This is a genomic window from Sulfuracidifex metallicus DSM 6482 = JCM 9184 (genome assembly GCA_032834875.1).
Taxonomy (GTDB): Archaea; Thermoproteota; Thermoprotei_A; order Sulfolobales; family Sulfolobaceae; genus Sulfuracidifex; species Sulfuracidifex metallicus.
The window spans coordinates 58,426-78,854 of sequence record CP135238.1 but is presented as its reverse complement, the minus strand read 5'-3'; the positions used below and the strand labels follow the sequence as shown (position 1 = coordinate 78,854).

24 protein-coding genes and 7 tRNA genes are annotated in these 20,429 nt (G+C 35.5%); 8 read left to right on the top strand and 23 right to left on the bottom strand.

Annotation, left to right across the window (positions count from 1 at the left end):
• Positions 1 to 14 precede the first annotated feature (14 nt).
• Both RQ359_RS00495 and RQ359_RS00490 read right to left on the bottom strand, forming a co-directional pair.
• Positions 15 to 356, bottom strand: coding sequence for an Rpb4 family DNA-directed RNA polymerase subunit (locus RQ359_RS00495; RefSeq protein WP_054838658.1), 342 nt, complete (start codon positions 354 to 356; stop codon positions 15 to 17).
• Between the two features lie 12 nt (positions 357 to 368).
• Positions 369 to 674, bottom strand: a complete 306-nt coding sequence (locus tag RQ359_RS00490; protein ID WP_054838659.1) for a 50S ribosomal protein L21e — start codon at positions 672 to 674, stop codon at positions 369 to 371.
• 86 nt (positions 675 to 760) lie between these two features.
• Between RQ359_RS00490 and RQ359_RS00485 the strand changes: the two genes are divergently transcribed.
• A tRNA-Leu gene (locus RQ359_RS00485) sits at positions 761 to 861 on the top strand.
• Between the two features lie 327 nt (positions 862 to 1,188).
• Here RQ359_RS00485 and RQ359_RS00480 read toward each other — a convergent pair.
• The 7 genes from RQ359_RS00480 to RQ359_RS00450 form a co-directional block, all read right to left on the bottom strand.
• Positions 1,189 to 1,273 (bottom strand) — tRNA-Leu (locus RQ359_RS00480).
• 37 nt (positions 1,274 to 1,310) lie between these two features.
• A tRNA-Ser gene (locus RQ359_RS00475) sits at positions 1,311 to 1,418 on the bottom strand.
• 31 nt (positions 1,419 to 1,449) lie between these two features.
• Positions 1,450 to 2,361: a polyamine aminopropyltransferase gene (gene speE / locus RQ359_RS00470; protein ID WP_156016325.1), complete on the bottom strand. Its 912-nt coding sequence runs from the start codon at positions 2,359 to 2,361 to the stop codon at positions 1,450 to 1,452.
• Complete coding sequence (locus RQ359_RS00465) at positions 2,361 to 2,546, bottom strand: 50S ribosomal protein L37e (RefSeq protein WP_084739562.1); 186 nt, start codon at positions 2,544 to 2,546, stop codon at positions 2,361 to 2,363. Before RQ359_RS00465 ends, speE begins: the two co-directional genes overlap by 1 nt.
• Before the next feature lie 6 nt (positions 2,547 to 2,552).
• The gene (locus RQ359_RS00460; RefSeq protein ID WP_054838660.1) at positions 2,553 to 2,777 is read right to left on the bottom strand and encodes an LSM domain-containing protein; all 225 of its coding nucleotides are present in this window, start codon (positions 2,775 to 2,777) and stop codon (positions 2,553 to 2,555) included.
• Positions 2,778 to 2,833: 56 nt separating this feature from the next.
• Positions 2,834 to 2,924, bottom strand: a tRNA-Tyr gene (locus RQ359_RS00455).
• Positions 2,925 to 2,970: 46 nt separating this feature from the next.
• The gene (locus RQ359_RS00450) at positions 2,971 to 3,432 is read right to left on the bottom strand and encodes a zinc-ribbon domain-containing protein (protein WP_156016326.1); all 462 of its coding nucleotides are present in this window, start codon (positions 3,430 to 3,432) and stop codon (positions 2,971 to 2,973) included.
• A gap of 203 nt (positions 3,433 to 3,635) precedes the next feature.
• Here RQ359_RS00450 and RQ359_RS00445 point away from each other — a divergent pair.
• Positions 3,636 to 3,712, top strand: a tRNA-Ile gene (locus tag RQ359_RS00445).
• A gap of 289 nt (positions 3,713 to 4,001) precedes the next feature.
• Here RQ359_RS00445 and RQ359_RS00440 read toward each other — a convergent pair.
• Both RQ359_RS00440 and RQ359_RS00435 read right to left on the bottom strand, forming a co-directional pair.
• Positions 4,002 to 4,074, bottom strand: a tRNA-Val gene (locus RQ359_RS00440).
• Between the two features lie 34 nt (positions 4,075 to 4,108).
• Positions 4,109 to 6,028, bottom strand: coding sequence for a beta-CASP ribonuclease aCPSF1 (locus tag RQ359_RS00435; RefSeq protein ID WP_338116956.1), 1,920 nt, complete (start codon positions 6,026 to 6,028; stop codon positions 4,109 to 4,111).
• A gap of 78 nt (positions 6,029 to 6,106) precedes the next feature.
• On the opposite strand from RQ359_RS00435, the gene RQ359_RS00430 reads away from it, so the two are divergent.
• Positions 6,107 to 7,162 carry an NAD(P)-dependent glycerol-1-phosphate dehydrogenase gene (locus RQ359_RS00430; RefSeq protein ID WP_054838823.1) on the top strand — a complete coding sequence of 352 codons (1,056 nt, stop codon included), beginning with the start codon at positions 6,107 to 6,109 and terminating at the stop codon, positions 7,160 to 7,162.
• Between the two features lie 94 nt (positions 7,163 to 7,256).
• On the opposite strand, the gene RQ359_RS00425 is transcribed toward RQ359_RS00430, so the two are convergent.
• Positions 7,257 to 7,952, bottom strand: a complete 696-nt coding sequence (locus RQ359_RS00425; RefSeq protein WP_156016328.1) for an FKBP-type peptidyl-prolyl cis-trans isomerase — start codon at positions 7,950 to 7,952, stop codon at positions 7,257 to 7,259.
• Positions 7,953 to 8,105: 153 nt separating this feature from the next.
• On the opposite strand from RQ359_RS00425, the gene ahcY reads away from it, so the two are divergent.
• On the top strand, positions 8,106 to 9,347 hold the full coding sequence (gene ahcY, locus RQ359_RS00420; RefSeq protein ID WP_206338976.1) for an adenosylhomocysteinase: 1,242 nt from the start codon (positions 8,106 to 8,108) through the stop codon (positions 9,345 to 9,347).
• A gap of 204 nt (positions 9,348 to 9,551) precedes the next feature.
• On the opposite strand, the gene RQ359_RS00415 is transcribed toward ahcY, so the two are convergent.
• The 7 genes from RQ359_RS00415 to RQ359_RS00385 form a co-directional block, all read right to left on the bottom strand.
• A tRNA-Val gene (locus RQ359_RS00415) sits at positions 9,552 to 9,642 on the bottom strand.
• A 35-nt stretch (positions 9,643 to 9,677) separates the two neighbouring features.
• Entirely contained in the window at positions 9,678 to 10,148 is a 471-nt protein-coding gene (locus tag RQ359_RS00410) for a RecB-family nuclease (RefSeq protein WP_054838822.1), read from the bottom strand.
• Positions 10,141 to 11,097 (bottom strand): DNA cytosine methyltransferase, encoded by a 957-nt coding sequence (locus RQ359_RS00405; RefSeq protein WP_054838821.1) that lies wholly within the window; start codon positions 11,095 to 11,097, stop codon positions 10,141 to 10,143. Before RQ359_RS00405 ends, RQ359_RS00410 begins: the two co-directional genes overlap by 8 nt.
• The gene (locus RQ359_RS00400; protein WP_156016330.1) at positions 11,084 to 11,611 is read right to left on the bottom strand and encodes a transcription factor; all 528 of its coding nucleotides are present in this window, start codon (positions 11,609 to 11,611) and stop codon (positions 11,084 to 11,086) included. The genes RQ359_RS00405 and RQ359_RS00400 overlap by 14 nt, the downstream gene beginning before the upstream one ends.
• Complete coding sequence (locus RQ359_RS00395; RefSeq protein ID WP_156016331.1) at positions 11,604 to 12,068, bottom strand: RNA methyltransferase; 465 nt, start codon at positions 12,066 to 12,068, stop codon at positions 11,604 to 11,606. The genes RQ359_RS00400 and RQ359_RS00395 overlap by 8 nt, the downstream gene beginning before the upstream one ends.
• Before the next feature lie 68 nt (positions 12,069 to 12,136).
• Positions 12,137 to 13,204 (bottom strand): GTPase HflX, encoded by a 1,068-nt coding sequence (gene hflX / locus RQ359_RS00390; RefSeq protein WP_338116957.1) that lies wholly within the window; start codon positions 13,202 to 13,204, stop codon positions 12,137 to 12,139.
• Complete coding sequence (locus RQ359_RS00385) at positions 13,201 to 13,710, bottom strand: multiprotein bridging factor aMBF1 (RefSeq protein WP_156016332.1); 510 nt, start codon at positions 13,708 to 13,710, stop codon at positions 13,201 to 13,203. The genes hflX and RQ359_RS00385 overlap by 4 nt, the downstream gene beginning before the upstream one ends.
• A gap of 73 nt (positions 13,711 to 13,783) precedes the next feature.
• On the opposite strand from RQ359_RS00385, the gene RQ359_RS00380 reads away from it, so the two are divergent.
• The 3 genes from RQ359_RS00380 to RQ359_RS00370 are packed head-to-tail and all read left to right on the top strand — an operon-like array spanning position 13,784 to position 16,192.
• Positions 13,784 to 14,971, top strand: coding sequence for a proteasome-activating nucleotidase (locus RQ359_RS00380; RefSeq protein WP_054838820.1), 1,188 nt, complete (start codon positions 13,784 to 13,786; stop codon positions 14,969 to 14,971).
• Positions 14,968 to 15,477 carry a PUA domain-containing protein gene (locus tag RQ359_RS00375; RefSeq protein ID WP_156016333.1) on the top strand — a complete coding sequence of 170 codons (510 nt, stop codon included), beginning with the start codon at positions 14,968 to 14,970 and terminating at the stop codon, positions 15,475 to 15,477. The genes RQ359_RS00380 and RQ359_RS00375 overlap by 4 nt, the downstream gene beginning before the upstream one ends.
• On the top strand, positions 15,467 to 16,192 hold the full coding sequence (locus tag RQ359_RS00370) for a proteasome assembly chaperone family protein (RefSeq protein WP_054838818.1): 726 nt from the start codon (positions 15,467 to 15,469) through the stop codon (positions 16,190 to 16,192). The genes RQ359_RS00375 and RQ359_RS00370 overlap by 11 nt, the downstream gene beginning before the upstream one ends.
• Here RQ359_RS00370 and tgtA read toward each other — a convergent pair.
• Positions 16,154 to 17,647, bottom strand: a complete 1,494-nt coding sequence (gene tgtA / locus RQ359_RS00365; RefSeq protein WP_338117023.1) for a tRNA guanosine(15) transglycosylase TgtA — start codon at positions 17,645 to 17,647, stop codon at positions 16,154 to 16,156. The two genes, RQ359_RS00370 and tgtA, sit on opposite strands and share 39 nt — an antisense overlap.
• On the bottom strand, positions 17,647 to 18,084 hold the full coding sequence (locus tag RQ359_RS00360; protein ID WP_156016335.1) for an Lsm family RNA-binding protein: 438 nt from the start codon (positions 18,082 to 18,084) through the stop codon (positions 17,647 to 17,649). Before RQ359_RS00360 ends, tgtA begins: the two co-directional genes overlap by 1 nt.
• A 57-nt stretch (positions 18,085 to 18,141) precedes the next feature.
• Here RQ359_RS00360 and RQ359_RS00355 point away from each other — a divergent pair, with 57 nt between their 5' ends.
• Positions 18,142 to 18,525: a DNA-directed RNA polymerase subunit G gene (locus tag RQ359_RS00355; protein ID WP_156016336.1), complete on the top strand. Its 384-nt coding sequence runs from the start codon at positions 18,142 to 18,144 to the stop codon at positions 18,523 to 18,525.
• 4 nt (positions 18,526 to 18,529) lie between these two features.
• On the opposite strand, the gene psmB is transcribed toward RQ359_RS00355, so the two are convergent.
• Together psmB and hisS are read right to left on the bottom strand one after the other, a co-directional pair.
• Positions 18,530 to 19,117, bottom strand: a complete 588-nt coding sequence (gene psmB / locus RQ359_RS00350) for an archaeal proteasome endopeptidase complex subunit beta (RefSeq protein ID WP_156016337.1) — start codon at positions 19,115 to 19,117, stop codon at positions 18,530 to 18,532.
• 35 nt (positions 19,118 to 19,152) lie between these two features.
• Positions 19,153 to 20,427 carry a histidine--tRNA ligase gene (gene hisS, locus RQ359_RS00345; RefSeq protein ID WP_156016338.1) on the bottom strand — a complete coding sequence of 425 codons (1,275 nt, stop codon included), beginning with the start codon at positions 20,425 to 20,427 and terminating at the stop codon, positions 19,153 to 19,155.
• Between the last annotated feature and the right edge of the window lie 2 nt (positions 20,428 to 20,429).

Here is a 20,429-nt window from a genome sequence, read left to right as displayed (position 1 = left end):
TTAAAAGTAAAAACTCAACTCTTTAAGTGCTTCTTAACTAACTCTATTATTTTCTCAACTTCCTCTGTAGAATAAGTCTTACCGGTTTCTATAGCTAATATACTCCTCATTTCATCGATAGAAATAGGACATATGCTCGAAATTATTGCCCTTATGTCCTCACGCTCAACGACATCAGATAGCTCTTGCATCAAAATTTCTGCTTCTTCTGCCTCACATTTATCTACACGGATTAAATAATTCATAGTCTTTTGAAGTAAATTGGATGTATCTTGAGAATTTTCCATTACTTGTGAGAGCAACTTTTTGGCTACAGAATATGGAACATAATGTTCCTCAACTACTCTTGAAGACAAAAAAGTTACACCTCAAGAGGTTCCTTTGAATTTTTCTAAATGTTCTGGCCTAACTATAATAAGCTTTTCTTTATCACCAAGATTAACTTTTATTTCATATGCTCTTCCACGTTTTCCTACTACCTTTCCTACCTTTCCATGATACCTACGATGAGGCATTCCGTAATGAAATGATGGATTTATCTTTATAGAAACATATTCCCCTTCAGAGTATTTTCTCATTATTTTGCTAAGTGGTGGTATCGAGCCCTTTTCCTTAATATTCTTCTTCAGAAGTTTCCTCGTTCTAGTTCTGTAACCCTTGGAGTGTTTAACCATAATTTTTCCCTTGATATGGTGATGGTAACTCCCAATTAAGATTTTTGGAAAAGCATTTAAGGGAATATATGGCAATTTTAGATTAAGCGGGGGTTCCCGAGTCTGGTCAAAGGGGGCGGACTTAAGATGCGCCTCATAAGTGATCCGCTGGCGAAGGCCTGCGTGGGTCCAAATCCCACCCCCCGCATTTCCTTTTATTTGTTTTGAACTGGTTAGCTTATTTTTACCTATCTTGACTGAAATGAAATGCTTATATAATAAATTTAAGTATAAAATGATGTCATTTAACATAATTAAACTAGAGTATAATATTATATTTGAGATTTATATTCTATTAGATCTAGAAGATATTCAATACTCCAGAATGAATAATGCTTAAATTTGTCTTATTTTTAATATACTGAAACTAAGAAAGGATCGTGCATATAAAATTATGTGGCCAGTTGAAACTAGTGGGAAAAACAATAAAGTAGGCAGAGAATCGCTTAGGTAACTGGACTGCAGTAAAAGGAAATGCGGGGGGTGGGATTTGGACCCACGCAGGCCTTCGCCAATAGGGCCTGAACCTATCCCCTTTGGCCTAACTCGGGCACCCCCGCTCCTCATAACTCTGCTTTACAAAAAATAAAAAGATAACGCCGGGAACGGGATTTGAACCCGTGTGCCTCGTAGAGGCAGTAGGTCGCTTGCCTTTCACGCTGGATGGTCTCGAGCCTACCCCCTTAACCGCTCGGGCATCCCGGCATATTAATCTATATTTCTCCTTAATTAAAACTTATGCAGGTACATATATTGGGTTTTCCTCTGTTGATATTCTAGTATTATTTTCTATACATTTCCTTATATTTTTCGGCAACGAGAAAAGGGCAGTGTGCGTATCTACGTCGTACCATCTTAGCTCTCCTTTTATTCTAGATTTTATTCTGTTCTCAACTTCAGCTTTAGACATAGAGGATGGATCGGCATCGTCTGAAGCGTATACAAATCCCCAAAGTCCATCAAAAGAGGCTATATAAGTATACGAGGCTGAGACCTTGTTAAATACTTGCTTTAGAGTAGTGTAGATTGTAGAGTAGACTTCTGCAGAAAATGATGGAGAAGTAGCTTGCGTTACTATTCCTCCACGTTTATTTAGTATATTCTTCAAGCTCAAATAAAATTCCTTTGTATATAATTTATATGATGTAGAGCCCTTGAGTGGATCAGTAAGATCTAAGACTATCAGGTCAAATTTGTCTTTCGTGTTTTTAACATAATCTAAACCATCACCTATTATGAGTTCCGTTCTCTTATCTTCGAATGAATCTCTATGCCATTCCTTCAATTCCCTTTTCGCAAATTCAATTACTTTTCCATCTAAATCTACCATAACAGCTCTTTCTATGCTGTTATACTTGAGTACTTCCCTTAATGTAGCACCTTCACCCCCTCCTAATATTAATGCAGTTTTTGGTGAAGGATCTAATGAAATGCCTATAGGGTGAACTAAACTTTCATGATAAATGTATTCATCGTATATAGTAGACTGTACTTTGCCGTCTATAACTAATCCTTTCCCAAATCTAGTAAATTCTACCAGCATTACAGATTGGTATTCGCTTTTTTCCTCTGCTAAGACCTTCTTAATTTCATGACCATGGAATTCATATGGAGTTTGCCATTCTATTAGCCAATGCCAACTCATCATTAAACTAACCTTATTCCATTAACCTTTTTGTTCTGCCAGCTGTATCTTCTTATTCTCTTACTTTTTCCAAAGCCACATGCAGAGCAATAGTGTTTCTGAGGATTATACGAATTTCTTCCACACCTCCTGCATCTAATATGGGAGGCACCTCTATTCATTTTTCCAAAAGATGGAGTACCCTTCATTTCTCATCACTGAAGTGGAGAAATAAGTATTACATTATCTCCTCTAATTACCATTGTACCTAATTTTCTTCCGCTGCCGTCTGGCTGAATCTCTTCAGAATCGGAAAGGACTAGATTCATATGCTGATCATAGCTTTTCAGCGTACCTCTCACTTTCTTATCTCCCTTAAGTTTAACTAGGACTACATTATTTAGAGACTCCGCCAATACTTTATGAGCCGTTTCCGCCAAAAATATACACCTAAGTGAGTTGAATGCACAGTCAACTTAAAAATTAATCTGTAAAGTCCCGCCGCGGGGGCTTGAACCCCGGACCACCCGGTTTCTACAGCCCTTCCATCTACAGCCGGGCGCTCTACCAGGCTGAGCTACAGCGGGACTAAAAGTGATATACCCAACAACTATAAAAAAATTTTCTCAACAATCACATCAACTTAGCTCCACATGAACTACAGAACCTAGATCCAGCCGAATTTACTGCTCCACATTGAGAGCACCTAACTTGATTTGATTGAGGCTGCGGAACTGAAATCTGTTGAGGTATCATTGGCATATCAAATAATCCATCATTTATTTCTTTATCTATAGTTTTAATTAGTTTCCTTTCCATTAACTCCCTGCCTAAAGCTCCAATATGTTCCTCTTCTATAATTAGTCTGAAATCATTTGGAACTCCTGCTATTCTAACTATGACTTCCTCCACATGGTGCATATGTCCTTTCTTAGTTGCCCTTATCATGTAGTCGGCATACTGAGATCCGCCTTGTGGCATCATTGGCGACATAGTCTGAACTATTGATTCCCAGCCTTCACTAATAAAAATAGAGTTTATCTCTTGTGCTAGACTGCCTAGATTCACATATCGACCAGAAAATACTTTTTCCATATATCCTTACTTTATTAATATTTAATAAAAAGTTACCAGCCACAGTTGACTTCTAGTAATATATTTATAAATTTTAAAAAATAAATATATCTAATAATCTAAATGAAACTCAATATTAATTATTACAATAGAAGAATCTCACCTATAGTAAGTCAAACTATAGCGTAACTTTTAAAAAAGATGAGAAGTTAATTATGTTCCGTGGGCCCGTAGCTCAGCCAGGTAGAGCGCCCGGCTCATAACCGGGTGGTCCGGGGTCCGAACCCCCGCGGACCCACCACCTTTTACATATTGTATTTATAAAATCTCAACACTGTATTCAATATATTGCAAAAATAATCAGATATAAATCTCATTTTGTTTTTCATATCTTAACTATCTTTAAAAGTTATTTTTAATGATTTAATTATATTTCTTTAAATCTCTATATTATAATATTATTTAAATATTTTAATTAATATTAATAAAATAAAAATTATCATACAATAAATGGAATAACCATACATTGGTTTAAAAAGAGGGCTAAACAAAAAGAGTTTCTTGATAAAGGATAAGACCGATTATACGAGTGGGCCCGCCGAGATTTGAACTCGGGATCACCGCCGTGTCAGGGCGGCGTCCTAACCACTAGACTACGGGCCCAGCATTAGTAGAATGAACATATCCATATTAAAAATTAAGCTACCCTAAGACTGTCTAAAATGCTAGGCGTATATACGTTAGGTCTGTATCCGAGCTTGGCTCTATCAGAACGAATGAGACTTCCAAACTTATATATGGAATCAGCTTCTCCATGGTTAAGAATAACATTTCTAGGACGAGGATTAATGTTCCTCAAGAACGATAGAAGTTGCCTCCTATCCGAATGACCTGAAAAACCGTCTATTATAAACTTCTCCATATTCACCTTTATATTTTCTATACGACCGTCCCTGTTTACTATATTTACCTCCGGAGCTCCATCTCTAACTTTCCTTCCTAGAGTACCCTGTGCTTGATAACTGACAAATATAAGTGCATTCTTAGGATTAGGAGCCATAGCTTTAAAGAACTCTACAGCTGGTCCTCCATTAAGCATACCTGAAGTAGCTATTATTATTGAAGGCTCGCCGTTTGCTATATCTTCCTTAAATCCATCTATTCTTTTAAAGAACTCTGAGGTGAAAGGATTCTCATCTTTATAAAGAATTTCTTCCTTCACTTCTCTGCTTAGCATTTCTGGATATGCGTTGTGTATCGCAGTAACTTCGTCCACAAGACCTGTAACGTAAATAGGAGCTTGTTGGATTAGTTTGTTCTTCATCATGTAATTTATTATCAACATAATTTCTTGTCCCCTGCCTACTGCCAAAACTGGTATTAGAACCCTTCCTCCACCATTCAACGTTTTATTTATTACATCCATTAACTCTTTTTCCGACTCTTCTCTGTCAGTCTGTTCTTGTACACCGTAGGTCGTTTCCATGATTAATGTATCAACTTTGGGGAAATCCGAGTTAGCCCTATCAAGAAGTCTAGTTTTTGCGTACTTAAAATCTCCAGAGTAAACTATATTATGAGTTCCATCTCCTATATGAAGATGTGCCATCGCTGACCCTAGAATATGCCCTGCATTATAAAATGTAAGACGTATGTCTGGAGCTATATCTGTGACTTCCTCGTAATCTAATGTTATAGTATGCAAAAGCTCTTTCCTAACTTCTTTTGCAGAATAAGGAGCGGGTCTACCTTCTTTCTCTGCTATATCAAGCCCATCTAATTGCATTAACGCCATTATATCTCTAGTTGGAGAAGTTGTATACACAGGCCCTTCATAGCCATATTTAAACAGAAAAGGAATCATTCCGCTGTGATCCATATGGGCATGAGTTATGACCACCGCGTCGATCTCTTCCAGATCGACTTGTTCTATATCCAGTTTAGGATATAATCTTTCACCGAAGTTAACACTAGGATTGAGACCTACGTCCAGAAGAACCTTACTTTCTGGGGTTTCTACTAATACAGTTGATCTACCAACTTCCAAAAAACCGCCAAGCGCAGTTATTCTTACATATCTATCCTTAAATAATAACTCCCTATGAATCCTTTCTCCGAACGAGTGGAGAATATCGGAACGATACTCAGTTTCACTGTAAAGATGCTCCATTATATTATCCAATATTCTTGACTTGATAGGAGGTTCTCGTATTATAACAGCTCTCCAAAACGTATTTGCAAATATCCTTTGCTGAATTGAGCCTCCTTTTCCTATAACCAGTCCCGGTTTCTTTGCCTTAATCATGACCTCTCCTAAATCATCGTCGAATTTTATGTCGGATATCTGAGCCTCTTGCGGTACTTCATTCTTAATTATCTCCATTGTTTCTTCTTTGCTTTTCCTTACTGAAGGATCTGCCTTAATAACTAGCCTCTTCTTTAGTTCTTTCGCTATTTTCTTTACTAGATCTATTTTATCCTGAGCCAGAGACGGTTTTTTTACATAAAGAGCTATCTCGGGACCTTCAAACTCGATCCTCGAGATGTCAAGCTCTTTCAATCCTTCATATATAGTTGATATTATCTTTATTCTACTGCTTGATGCCAAGTTATTCACCAACTGCTAAGAAGTAGAATTGCTCTCCTTTCTCATCTGTAACTTTTAATATTTAAAATCTTCCTTTAAATGTGAAACATGGATCTGAAGGAACATATAATTAACTTGCCTAGAAAAGTCTACATCGGAAATAATATCTTAGAAGAGATAAACACCTATTTCACTCAACTTAATTTAGGTTCACCTTACTTATTCGTAACAGGACCATTTGTTGGAGAATTGGTAACAAAGAGGGTACTAGAAAGCATACCTCAAAATAAAGAGTACGAAATAATTACAGTAAAAGATGCTACATTGGATTACGTTTATGCAACAGAAGAGGCAGCAAAGAAGATAGGTGCGAAGGTAATAGTCGGTATAGGAGGAGGTAAAAGCATAGATGTAGCTAAATACGCAGCATACAAAGTAAATTCTGAATTTGTAAGTATACCTACTGCACCATCTCATGATGGAATTACCTCGCCTTTCGCTTCAATAAAGGGTCTAGGAAAGGCAGTTTCTGTAAAAGCAAAAGAACCAGTAGCTATAGTTTCAGATATAGGAGTCATAAGCTCTGCTCCTAGACGCTTAATAAATGCCGGAATAGGAGATACGGTAGGCAAGATCGTCGCAGTAAAGGACTGGAAGTTGGCTTCAAAACTTAGAGGAGAATATTACGGAGACTATACTGCGTCTTTAGCTTTAATGTCCGCTAAACATGCACTTATGTGCACCAAGATTATCGAAAAAGATGTTGAGGCGGGAGTTAGAATCCTTATGGAAGCTCTTATAACTAGCGGAGTTGCCATGGGAATGGCTGGCAGCACAAGACCTGCAAGCGGATCAGAGCATCTATTTGCTCATGCAATAGAAATTATGAAACCTGACGTTGCGCTACACGGAGAATTGGTCGGAATTGGAACCATTATGATGGCTTACCTCCATGGCTTAAGATGGAAGAGAATAAAGAAGTCTCTTATGTCAGTAGGTTTCCCTGTCAGAGCCAGAGATCTTGGAATACCAGATGAGATGGTATTGAAGGCACTTACGATTGCACATTCCATAAGGCCTGAAAGATACACTATCCTAGGAGATAGGGGTTTGACTTGGAGGTCAGCTGAAAAAATAGCACAAGACACTGGAGTTATAGATTGATTATATATACTTTAATCAGATCTAACATAAAAAATATCCTGTAAAAATATCAAGTAGAGATATGACATTGTATAAATCTTTTTCAATTATAGCTTTACTTTAAAAGAGAGGAATCGAATTCTTCCTCGAAGACCACTGAACCTTCTGGATAAACATACTTTACAATGTCTTTAGCTGCCAAGTATTTTAGTAGCTGTACATTTTCCAACAGCAACAATTCCTTAGGCATAGTCAGCTTTACCTTCTTCTCTGATAACATATCTATAGATATCTTGTCTCCAACCTTCTTGAACCATCTACCTAATAATGCTTTCACTTTGTCTTCTTGAGTGTCAAGAACTTTCTCAACTTTGAACGTATATACTATGACTTTGCCGGCCAAAGGATGATTCAGATCTAAGATAACTCTACCTCCGCTTACACTCTTAACTGTAGCAAGACCTCCATCGTTTAACCTTAGAACCATGTTAGGGTAAGGGTTTATGCCCTGCCTCTTTAATTCAGATAGAGAAACTATTTTTATCTTAGTGTTATCTCTGTTACCGTAAGCCTTTTCTGGCGCAATTTCTACGGTTTTCTCATTCCCAACTTCAGCATTATATAGAGCCTCTTCTAAACCCTTAACAACGTCGCCTTGACCTAATATGACAAGAACGGGGCCATAGCTCTTATCCTCGCTATATATTCCAGCCTTCTTAGCTTCTTCTTCTAATGTAGTATCAATTATTTCTCCACTCTCTTTAACTTTTTCTGTATAATCAACAAGAAGGAAATCTTTATCCTTGAACATTAAAACCCCTTTTCCAACTATGTAGAACGAATTTAAAGTTTGAGTATACCAAATGATTTTTAGATTTCCAAATTATTTTATTAATGCTATAATTGAGATAGATTACATCTAATTTACGTAAACTTTTATGCTTTTATGAAATGTAGACCAAACATGTACAAAGTAAAGGAAATAAAACTGGCAGATCAAGGCTTAAGGCAATTGGAATGGGCAGAAATGCATATGCAAACCCTAATGAAGATCAGAGAAAGATTATCAAAGGAGAAGCCCCTTGCAGGAATTAAAATATCTGCAGTCCTTCACGTAACTAAGGAAACTGGAGTCCTTGTTAGAACTCTTCATCATGCAGGTGCAGAAGTATACTTAGCTGGCAGCAATCCGCTTTCAACTCAAGACGACGTAGCTGCAGCGTTGGCCAGCGAGGGAATAAACGTGTTTGCTTGGAAAGGAGAAAATGAAAAAGAATATTATGAAAATATAGAAACTGTAGCTAAGGTATCTCCGAACATTATCATGGATGATGGTGGAGATTTACATGCATTAGTTCATGAAAAATATTATTCTACTAACATAATAGGAGGAACCGAGGAAACAACTACTGGAGTGGTAAGGCTTAAGGCAATGGAGGAGGCAGGCGTTTTAAAGTACCCAGTAATTGCTGTGAATAATGCTTTCACTAAGTACCTTTTTGATAACAGATTTGGAACTGGACAAAGCGCCATAGATGGAATCTTACGGGCAACAAATATTATGATAGCAGGAAAAATAGTAGTCATTTCTGGATACGGCTGGGTAGGCAGAGGAATAGCAAGTAGGATGAGAGGGATGGGAGCAAGAGTAATTGTAACTGAAGTAAGTCCAGTAAGGGCTTTAGAGGCATTAATGGATGGGTTCGAAGTAATGCCCATAGACAAGGCAGCTGAGATAGGAGATATTTTTGTTACAGCTACAGGAAATATAAATGTAATTGATATGAATAATATAATAAAAATGAAAGATGGGGCTATATTAGCAAACGCAGGACACTTTAATGTGGAAATAGATGTGGAAGGACTAAAGAAAGAGAGTAAGCAAATGAGAAATATAAGACCATTTACCGATGAATATTTACTGCCTAATGGGAAGAGAGTCTACTTATTGGCTGAAGGAAGGTTAGTTAACCTTGCAGCTGCAGAAGGGCATCCAAGTGAAGTTATGGATATGAGCTTCGCCAATCAGGCATTATCTGTGGAATATATGATAAGAAATAAGGATCTAAAGAAGGCAGTATATAACGTCCCTGAAGAAATAGATAATGAAGTGGCTAGCTTAAAATTATCTGTAATGGGTATAAAAATAGATGAAATGACGAAACAACAAAAGGAGTATTCAAAACAATGGAAATATGGAACGTGAAGTATTGTTAAGCATTTAGAAAACTATTTCCTGTAATTTTTTAATTAAATTATATATCAAAAATATCTTTTACATTAAATTATATCTACTTTTTTGTTATTTATATATCATGGAGATCAAGTAAGTCTTCCAAAAAAACTATATAAATAATCGAACAAATAAAAAACTAATACAATAAACATAGCACTTACCTAGAACTTAATATGGGCCCGTCGGGAGTTGAACCCGAGACCTCCGCCTATCTTAGAATTTGGCTTGTAAGGGCGGCGTCCTAACCAGGCTAGACCACGGGCCCTTCTTTAAGTTGATATGTAAAACTGACTTTTAATGTTAATGGTCTATTTTTATAACGCCTGAAAGGATGCTACTATAGATAAACGCGACTGCCATACCGGTAGGTCCTATGTCTCCTTTTATATAGGATAGACTAACGTAATCTCCTAATGCTTGTTCGGTCTTTGGAAAATCGTTCTCTATTCCATTAAACACTATAAGTAACCTCTTTGCTTCTTTAAGATCGTTCATGTCAATTCCATTACTAGCATATGAAGAAATAAGAAATATTTTATCTGGGTTAACTAGCTCAATTACGTCCTTTAGATCCGGTAAGACTAGAGCTGACTTACCTAATTTGTAAGACAATTTCATAACCTCTGGAATTCCAGCTTGAGCCGCTGTACCTCCAACTTTACTCATAATTAATGCTTTTATTGGAGGTGAAAAGGAATATACTACCTTAGAGAAGTCTATCAATTTCTGCACGCTGGCTACGTTATGTATACAAACGTAGAGCTCATCCATTAAAAGCACCTAATACTTCAGCTGCAATTATACTAGATAAGACTACTGGAACGGCTTCTCCAACCTGATTATATTGATCATCCCTGCTTCCCATGAAAACATGATTATCAGGGTAAGTCATCAATCTGGCCTGTTCTCTAACTGTAAGAAACCTATTAGAAAAAGGATGTATAAACCTAGAATTTCCCATAACAGTTGGCCCGACTTGAAAAGGATTTAACCTAATTTTAGCGGGTATGCTTCTTCCGTTGCTACCCTGAAACATCGTAAGATAATCCTCGAAACCGAGTTTGCTTATTTCCTTTATTTTCTTCTCATCTAGCTCTTGTATTTCGTGATTAGGAAGATCTCTTCTTTCTTCCAAATCTCCTATAGCTTCCCATACGGTAACTTTCCTATAAGATGGAGTAGGCTTTATTTCGATGTTAGAAATGAAAACGCGAGAACGTCTAGAAGGACTTCCGTATTTTTCTGCTTCCATAAAGTTAAGAAAAATATTCTTGAATCCTATTTTATTAAATTCATAGATTATGGCATCCCGTAGAGAAGGTGTGCCTACTATAGCTTGCACGTTTTCCATCACGAAGATTTTAGGTGAAAGCTCACCAACGAGCCTTATATATTCTAGCGTCAGTGATCCTTGACTGTCCTGATATAACCTATCTAAAGGATTGGCCATCCTCAGCGGATTAGCTGCGGTAAAAGGTTCACAAGGCGGACTTCCTATAACAACGTCAGGATTTCCGTTTATCAACTTCTTTATCTCATAACCAGAGATGTCCCTTATATCCTCTTGTAGGACTATTGAATCAGGAAAATTTAACGAGTAACTTTTAGATGCAGCCGAATTGATTTCTACAGCCAATTTTATATCAAAGTTATTTAACCTAAAGCCCTCAGCAAATCCTCCTGCACCAGAAAACAGATCAACTACCTTAAACCGTCCCATTCTTGGTCTCTTTTTCGATCTCGTTTTGTATGGTCTTTATTTTTTCCGAAAGAAATTGTTTAACCTTCTCCGAATCATAATATTCTAATGGGGTACCACATCTAGGACACTTAAATTCATTTTCGAAAGCTTCCTCAAAAGAATATCGATTCATATCTCTGCTGCAAATGTAAAACGTATTGCTACTTTCATACTCTAGCCTACTCTGAAGCTTGTTAAGTATTTGCCTTTTTCTTTCAATCAATATTTCATTTATATGATCTAGATTTGGTTTCCAGAAATAAATATACCATCCTTTTTCTTTTTCTCTTGTTCGTCTAGATACTACAAACCCCTGTTCTGAAAGTGAATATAGCCTTTTTCTTACATCATTAACTTTCATGTTAAGTTTATTCGCTATTTCATCATCTGTCATCTCGACCCCTTCATCTAACAATAACTTTAAAACTGACACTACGTCCTCTCCTAGTAGGCTCTCAGCCAAGCTTACAAAGAGTTCTTCACTGCTAACCATTTTTTACCACCTTCTTACCTGCCTCCTGAGGTATAACTCTAAGTTTAGAGTCCTCAAATATATAATGTAGCTCTAGTCCTTTATATAACCTATCTAAAAATATAGCCAATGCAGCTATTTCAGAATGTGGTTGATTTCCTATTGCAAGATTAAAATCGACGTTATGATAATACCAGCTGTCAACCTTTTCTGAACCGACAATAATTAATAAAGGTACCTCGAAGCTACTTAGCTCCTTTATTTTTTCACATACATTAATACCATACATAGTTAAATGTATGGTAATTCCACCCTTATTCCTCCATTGAGAAACTAAGGACTTTCCATCAGAAATAGTTTCTACCTTAAAATATGAAGAACCTCCCCAAACCTCAGTAGCCTTTTTTATAGAATCAATCAAATGAGTGTCCTCTCCTTCAATGAATACACCTTTAGCTCCAAATGCTCTAGCCACCAGCGCTACATGCGTGGTAACTCTTTTATCTCTTGATGGTCTATGGCTAAGTCTTAATACATATGCTTCCTTTAGCCTAAGGCCATTTTGAATATCTCATCCCTCAGTGAGCTTATATTCATACCTTTTAGTGCTGACACTGGAACTACTGCAATAATAGGGCAATATAGATCTTTTGAGACGTTTTCAACAATTTCTATCTTAGATTTGACTTCCTGTTCTCTAATCTTATCGATTTTATTTAGAACTATTAACATCGGCTTACCAGATATGCCAATTTCTCTTAAGGTAAATATCGACGATCTAAGATATTCTAGCATAATAGAGTCTTCTAAGCTCGAATCTAATACAAGCATTAAGAAATTGGAGTTTTTTGCTTCAGATAAAGTTACAAAGAAAGCGTCCACAATCTGTGGTGGAATAGCACGTATAAATCCAACCGTGTCTACCAACATTACCTTTTTTCCTTCCTTAGATATTGAAGAACGTTTAGGGCTCATGGTAGTAAACATTGTAGAGTCTACTTTTTGAGATAAACCTGTCATTACATTGAAAATTGTAGTTTTCCCTGCATTAGTATAACCAACTATGGATACAGTAGGAATTCCTACGTTTCTACTTGTATGAATCATAGTTTCTTTGAATTTTTTTAAGGATTCTAAATCTTTAGTAATTTTTACTATTCTTCTATTATATAATTTAATTATAGACTCAACGCCGTACGTACCTGCTCCTAAAGGTCCTTGTTGTTCAGTTATCTTAGCCTTGGTATAGGACTCTTTCAAAATTGGTATTTCATATTTCATTCTAGCTAGCTCTATCTGTAGCTTTGCCTCTTTCGAGCCTGCGTGTAACGCAAAGATCTCTAATAAAAGTAGAGTTTTATCTAAAATTTCCTTATTTATTAATTCTTTTTTTATATTAATAAAATTTCTTGGCTTTAATAAATCAAATATAATTACTGCGTCTATTTCGCTTCTATCCTTTATATAAAATAATTTATCTTGCTGTATAAAATATTTTGGATTAGGACGTTTGGGTAATTTATATTTTTCTACTACGTCGAAACCAGCTCCAAATGCTAGATCCGTCGCTTCATCTATAAAGTCCAAATCTGCAAATAATACTGCCTTCCTCACTTCCTCCCCTCTCTAATTCTCACTATATCTCCTAATGTAAGTTCGTTATCTGTTCCATTGTCACCTTCGTTACTTTCTATTGGAACTATAAGTTTAATTCCAAGTATCTTTTCCAATGATTTTGCCTGATCTAGGGTAGGTTTAAGTTTTCCAAGTTCAAATCGTTTTACTATATTTTCAGATACTTTCAATTTCTGCGCTAATTGAAACTGTGTCATTTTTAGTCTCTCTCTGGCTTGCTTAATTAACCTATAATAGTCATCAGCTATTTCAAGATCTTCGCTTAGATTGTACTTTGGCTTTGAAGAAGTTGCAGGAACGAATTGTTTAGGTTTATGTATTTCCTGCCTTGGGGCTGGGTTTGGAGCAGGTTTTGAGTATTTAGCGATCTTAGAGTAACAAGAGGAACAAACGGTAATAACACTTCCTTCATAAAGGACGGTAGTACCTTTACCGTGAATGGGTTCTCCACACAACTCACAGTATTCCCTATCAGAGGTTTCCATATAGTAAGTAATGGGAAAGCCTACTATTAAACGTTTTTAGGCTAACCGTGACAATAATCTTTATTGGTTAAAATTGTCAGGATATATTGATGTGATAAAAGAAAGAAGCAACCATAATAATGTAGGCGATGACACTTTAGATAGATTACTTCAAGAGAAGATAAACTCATTACAAATTGAAATAGATAGCCTTAGAAAAGAACTAAATTACTATAAAGCAGAAATGGAAAAATTGCTTAGCCCTCCTTTGATAGAGGCTACTGTGCTTGATGTAATGGATAATAATAGAGTTTTGGTTAGAAGTTCTTCAGGCCCAAATCTTCTTGTTAATATATCAAATAATATAAAAACTGCAGATATAAAGCCTGGAATGAGCGTTGCTTTAAATCAAAGAGGCTCAACCATAATAGAGCTCCTTAAGCAGAGAGATGATCCTTATGTTAAATCTATGGAAATTATAGACAGACCTAATATAACCTATGCGGAAATTGGAGGACTTGAGGAACAAATTAGGGAATTAAGAGAAGTTGTAGAGCTACCGCTAAAGAAACCTGAGCTCTTTAGAGAAATAGGAATAGAACCTCCTAAAGGCGTCCTGCTATTTGGTCCCCCTGGTACTGGAAAGACCATGTTAGCCAAGGCAGTTGCAAACGAGAGCAATGCTACGTTTATTCATGTAGTAGCTTCTGAGTTTGCTCAAAAATTCGTTGGAGAAGGAGCTAGAATAGTTAAGGAAGTGTTCGAGATGGCAAAGAAAAAAGCTCCCTCTATAGTATTCATAGATGAAATTGACGCTATAGGTGCTAAAAGGATAGAGCTAGGCACAAGTGGCGAAAGGGAAATTCAACGTACTTTGATGCAACTTCTATCAGAGATTGATGGTTTTAAAGCCTTAGATAACGTGAAGATAATAGCTGCGACTAATAGAATAGATATACTGGACCCAGCTTTATTAAGGCCAGGTAGATTTGACAGACTTGTAGAAGTACCCTTACCAAATACTGAAGGAAGGAAAGAAATATTTAGAATTTATACACAAAAAATGAAAATTGAGGAGAATATTAACAATGAAATCTTAGCTAATATGACCGAAGGATTTAGTGGTGCAGACATCAAAAACTCTTGCGTAGAAGCGGGATACATCGCAATAAGAAACGATAGAAACGTAGTAACAATGAACGACATGTTAGAGGCTATTGATAAAATACAGAAGAAAAAATCTATAAACAAGGGGATTGAACGAAAAGAGAAATTTATATGAAGGAATTTCTCACACCTCCCGAGAGACCATCAAAGTTTGACCTTAATTACCTAAGTGGAATTGCGGAATACCAATTTGGCTATGAGGCGTCAAAAGTCCTCTTCAGTAAAAATAATTTTTTTATTAGACGTTCAATAAATACACAAAAGATTAGGGAAATTCTAACTAATTCGTATGAGTTGTTCTTAGTCCTTAGGGCGCAAACTACTTTATTCTCGTTGACTACAATTAGTGCATCCCCTCTAGTAGAACATTTCAAAAAACCAAAATTTAGAGTAATAATAAACAATAATGTAAGAGATTACGTTAAAGTCGGCCAAAATGTTTTCTGTAAACATGTAATAGATGTAGATCCTGAAATAAGAAGTGGCGATGAAGTTATAATAGTAGATGAAGAAGACAAGGTAATAGGTGTAGGTAGAGCTAAAGTATCCGGCTTAGAAATGAATCTAATGAAAAGAGGAATGGCGGTAAACGTGAAGAGAGGTGTTAAAAATGAAGACTAAAATTATACTTAAAAAAGTAGATCCAAGAAGCCTAAGGGAGAGCGTTTTCATAACTGGATTCAGAACTATTGGAGAAGTAGGTTATCTCGCAACAAGACACCTCGTACTTAAGTTAGGAATGAAGAGGATAGGATTTGTGACAACCCCAAGATATAAAGACGTTGCTTTTCTGGACGAATATGGAGTAGCTACTCCATTTGAATTATTCTTTGATGATAAGAATAAAATAATTGTTCAGTTAAATCATTTCCTTCCATCTCAAAGAGAATGGGCTGACTTTGTAAAGACTACCATTAAATGGATGAAGGAAATTGGAGTAAAGGATTCTATTGCCATCGGTGGGCTTGACAAAAGATATAGAACAGGACAAGAGAGCTTTAGATGGTTAAAGACTACCACTAGTAAAGTTGAGTTGGATTCGCCTATGATAGAAAAGCAGCTATTGATGGTAGGACCTTTAGCTCTTTATACAGCGTATTCTGAAATAGAAGATTTTCCCGCTACAATACTTCTACCATATGCGGAGAGAGATATTACAGACCCTGCAGCAGCAGCTGTAGCAATAGAGACAATAAATCAAATCTATAGTATTAATGTGGATGTAAATGAATTGTATGAGGAAGCAAGGAAAATAGAAGAGGATATAAAAAGACAATTAGAAGCCTTCCAGAAAGAGTCAGGACGAGGAAAGAGTACCGATAGACTCTATATGTAGATCTTTACAATTAACAACTTCTACTTTACTATAGTTCTTTTTTGTAATAAAATCCTTTATTACGTCAATCATATGTTTCCTTACCAAATCGTCAACTGGCTCAGATAACTCGAATTGAGCTAATGGATAAGAATCAGACCAATATATAGGTATTAATCCGAAGAAAGGTACCACTATAAAAACGTCTTTATTCTCTCTTAATGAAATAGATACGTATTTTCTTACTAGTTCGTCTTCTAGGAAAGGTCTACTGAGACCCTCGTAACATATAAGAACGGCGTTTTTACTCTTAGGTTCATACCTATTTAGTATTTTTCCAAATCTTCTAATTTCTGGTCTAAATACTGAGTCATAGTCAAATAGAAAAATTCCTTTCCCAGTAGGTTTTATACCATTATCAAATTTTTCTAAAAGTTCATTATATTTTAAAGCCTCTTTAAAAGCAGAATATACAGCTGGATGACTTCTAGATTTCTCTTGCAAATACTCAAAAAGTCTGCCCTCTTTTATTGCCTGCTTTGTAGAATTTACCTCTAATTTAATTGCATAAAGATTATGAATTGCGAGCAATTTAATTCTTTCATCATAATCCATTTCTAAAAGTTCCTTCGGAGTGTATTTTGCACATACATCGCAACTACATGGAAAATAATCCATTTCTTCTAACTTAAGAACACGATCTCTTGTAATATACCGGTTATCTCTTGCATATAGTATATAAGAAGCGGAGTCGAATGAATCCACTCCTAGAGCTACCATTATGGGTATCATGTGTGGAACACCTCCTCCAAACAAGTGGAGAGGAACTCCTCTAGATAGATTAGTTCTAACTTCAACTAGCATTGAGACTACAGATCTATAGTCATATTCCTGTAAAAGGACAGTTGGACTACCTAGCGCGGCAAATTTAAATTTGTCTTTGAATTTATTGAAATCTATTGTTGATTTCCTTATTAGATCTAGGTATCTTCCTCCTTGAATTGGATAGGTCCAAATAATATCATCATCTACTTCATTATATACCTCTCCAACTCTTTTGATGGTTTCCTCCACCGATTTTTCTGCCTCAGCTCTATCTTCGGTATTTCCAGTAGGTAAATCTAAGATTACTGCAATATCAGGCTTTATTTGTTTTTCAAACTCGACTATAGTTAAATTATCTATATCTACATTACCATATTGTAAAATTTGATATGCTCCACTATCTGTCATTATAGTTCCATCAAATTTGAATTCTTCATGAATTTTTTTAAAATTCTTTCTATTTTTGTAGATTAAAAATGCATTAGTAATAAAATTATTAAAACCTATCTTTTTTAAAATATCTATTCCTATATCAAGTCTAACTGGATGAATTACAGGGAAAAATGTTGGAGTTTCGAGTGTTCCATGTCGGGTTTCAAGTTTACCTATTCTTCCTGCTAAATCTTCTTCTCTTATTTCGAAATCTCCTATCATTGATTACTCTCCTTCTTGCGTTTTGACATATATTCGTTATATATTTCATAAACTCTTTGTGCTAAAGGTCCGGTTCCTTCTACTCCCATTTCACTAACCTTTATCTTGTCCATTACTGTCAGAATTCCTACGTCATCATAAATTTTTACATCTCCTGGCCTTAAATTAAGATCTTTCTCAAGTTTTTGACCAAACTCCTTTACATCGAATATAGGTGCATTTTTCAATTGAATTTCCTCTACTAAATTACCATTTATTATAACTTTATAGTAGACATTTTTATCTGAGTCTTTTGCATTTAATAACGTTATGATAAAAGGGTTCAGCTCAAACGAATAGAAGGTTCCAGTATATGTTCTCGAGTCAGTTAATCTTACTGTTACAGTTTTATCCAAAATTGAATTAAATTCACCTAATATCCTTCTGGATGACATTAAAGACCTCCCACTAACGTTAATAGTTGGCAACTTATATAAGTGAGATGATCCGCTTTGTTAAATACCATTGATGGACTTAACGAGCAATGTGAAATTACATCAATAAATAAGGGTACACTTAAAGGAATTCTTTTAGTAGAAATGCATTGTGAAAAACGCGAAATAATATTTGATATAGTAAATGATATTAATACTTTTACTGAAAAAGAAAAAGTAAATGTAGTATTGAGCAAAATTAGACCAGAATTTGGCCCAGAGGATTTCTGCGGTCATGGCTATATAGTTACTCAGAAAAAGAATGAAAGTGGATTAGTTACTATAATATCAATTTTTGGATTATTAGTGAAAATCATTGATAAAGACGATAATAATTTAATAAAGGATACAAACTTAAATATTATGGATCATATATACTTCTGCGTTAAAAAAGCCAAATAGATAGCTATTGATTTAAAAATTTCTCTTTAAAACCATTTTTGTCAATAGCTAATATATCTATTCCGTCTCCTGAAGTTATATCCCTTTCTATAGAAGCTCTGATTGCCTTTTCCGCTAATTCTATCCCTTGATCAATGCTAATGTTTTTAGAATAGCTTGACTCTAAAACTCCTATTGCTGTTCTAGCTCCTGAACCTACTGCAGCATAGTCGTCCTCTATTAGGCTGCCTACTGGGTCCATAATGAAGAGCTGAGGTCCATTTTCATCTATTCCTCCGAAAATTATTTCAGATATAAAAGGCATCATTTTATATTGATATAACAAAGTAGACAGTAACTTTGCTGCAGCTTTAACTGAAATTTTTCGATTGTTAGATAGTTCATAGTACTTTATTTCAACGTTCATTATCCTAGTTAGAGATTGAAGGTCTCCATATATTCCTGCTCCTGCTATTCCAAACTCTCCTATTTTTGCTATTTTTTTAGCTTCTCGACTTAACACATAACCTCCGTAACTTAATCTCCTTTCTGAACCTAGTATGATACCATCAGACGTCTTAAGTCCTATTGCAGTTGAAGGTAATTCTTCCATTTAAAACCCTCTCAGAATTACTTAAGCGTAGACTCTTATAACATTTGTTTTAACAGATCCAATAACTTATCTACAGCAACTGTGACTTGAGTCTTTTTGTCTAAATCCTTTACCGTTACGTTTCCCTCTCTAACCTCTTTTTCTCCAATAATTATCATTAGTCTAAAACCTTGTGAAATATAGGAGGGAATTGCTTTACCTAGAGATCCACCTTTTGTATCTATCTCAGTTATGTAGCCATTTTCTCTTAATTTTCCAGCAAGGGAGATAGAAAACATTAAGCAGGACGAAGTTAAATTAAAAATTATTATTTTAGGAAGTTGCGAAATTTTTATATACCCTTTCCCAGCTATTAAAGTTCTCTCTATTCCAACCGCGAAACCTACAGCAGGTGTATGAGGACCACCATATATTTCTATTAATCTATCATATCTTCCTCCTCCAGCAATGCTAAACTGAACGTTTTCAGTTTTTACCTCAAAAATTATTCCAGTGTAATAAGCCAATCCTCTAACTAAACTCATATCTAACTTTACAGGAATGCCTAAGTTCTTGGACATTTCGTAAACTTGTTTAAGATAAATAAATTGTTGTGAAAGATTTTTATAATACGAAATGTAATCTTTTAGCTTAACCTCTGATATAGTACCAGCTTTTATTATTTCGAACATTGTCTCCATGTTTTTCTTATCAGACGTAGCTAGTCTGTCTATTTCTTGAACCGCATCGTCAAAAAGGCCTTTGTCAATTAAATGTAAAATATGTTCTTGTTCTCCCTCATTAATTCCCATATCCTCTAATATTCTTCTTATAATTGATATATTATTTAATTTAATTGTAATTATATTTCCCATTCCTATCTTATTGAAAAATGTATATAGATCATTAATTACTAAGGTGTCAACCAAAGGTCCTTCTGCACCAAGAACCTCTACTCCAGCTTGTCTAAACTCTCTATATCTTCCGTTTTGAGGTTCATCGTACCTGTAGACTGTTCCAATATAATATAACTTAATTGGCCTAGGTAAGGGTTGAAGCTTGTCTAGAAAAACTCTAGCAATAGAAGGAGTTATTTCTGGTCTCAAAGAGAGTTCCCTTTCTGCCTTATCTTTAAAGGTATACATTGTTCTTCTAAGTTCTTCTCCACCCTTCATTGCAAAAAGCGAAAACTCTTCTATTATTGGAGATATTACCTCAATATAATTTGAAAGCTCTACCGTTTTTCTAAAAACGTCTTCTAAAAATCGTATCTCCTTAGCCTCAATACCAACGTAATCCTTCATTCCTCTAACTGGTTCAGTTCTTATCATTC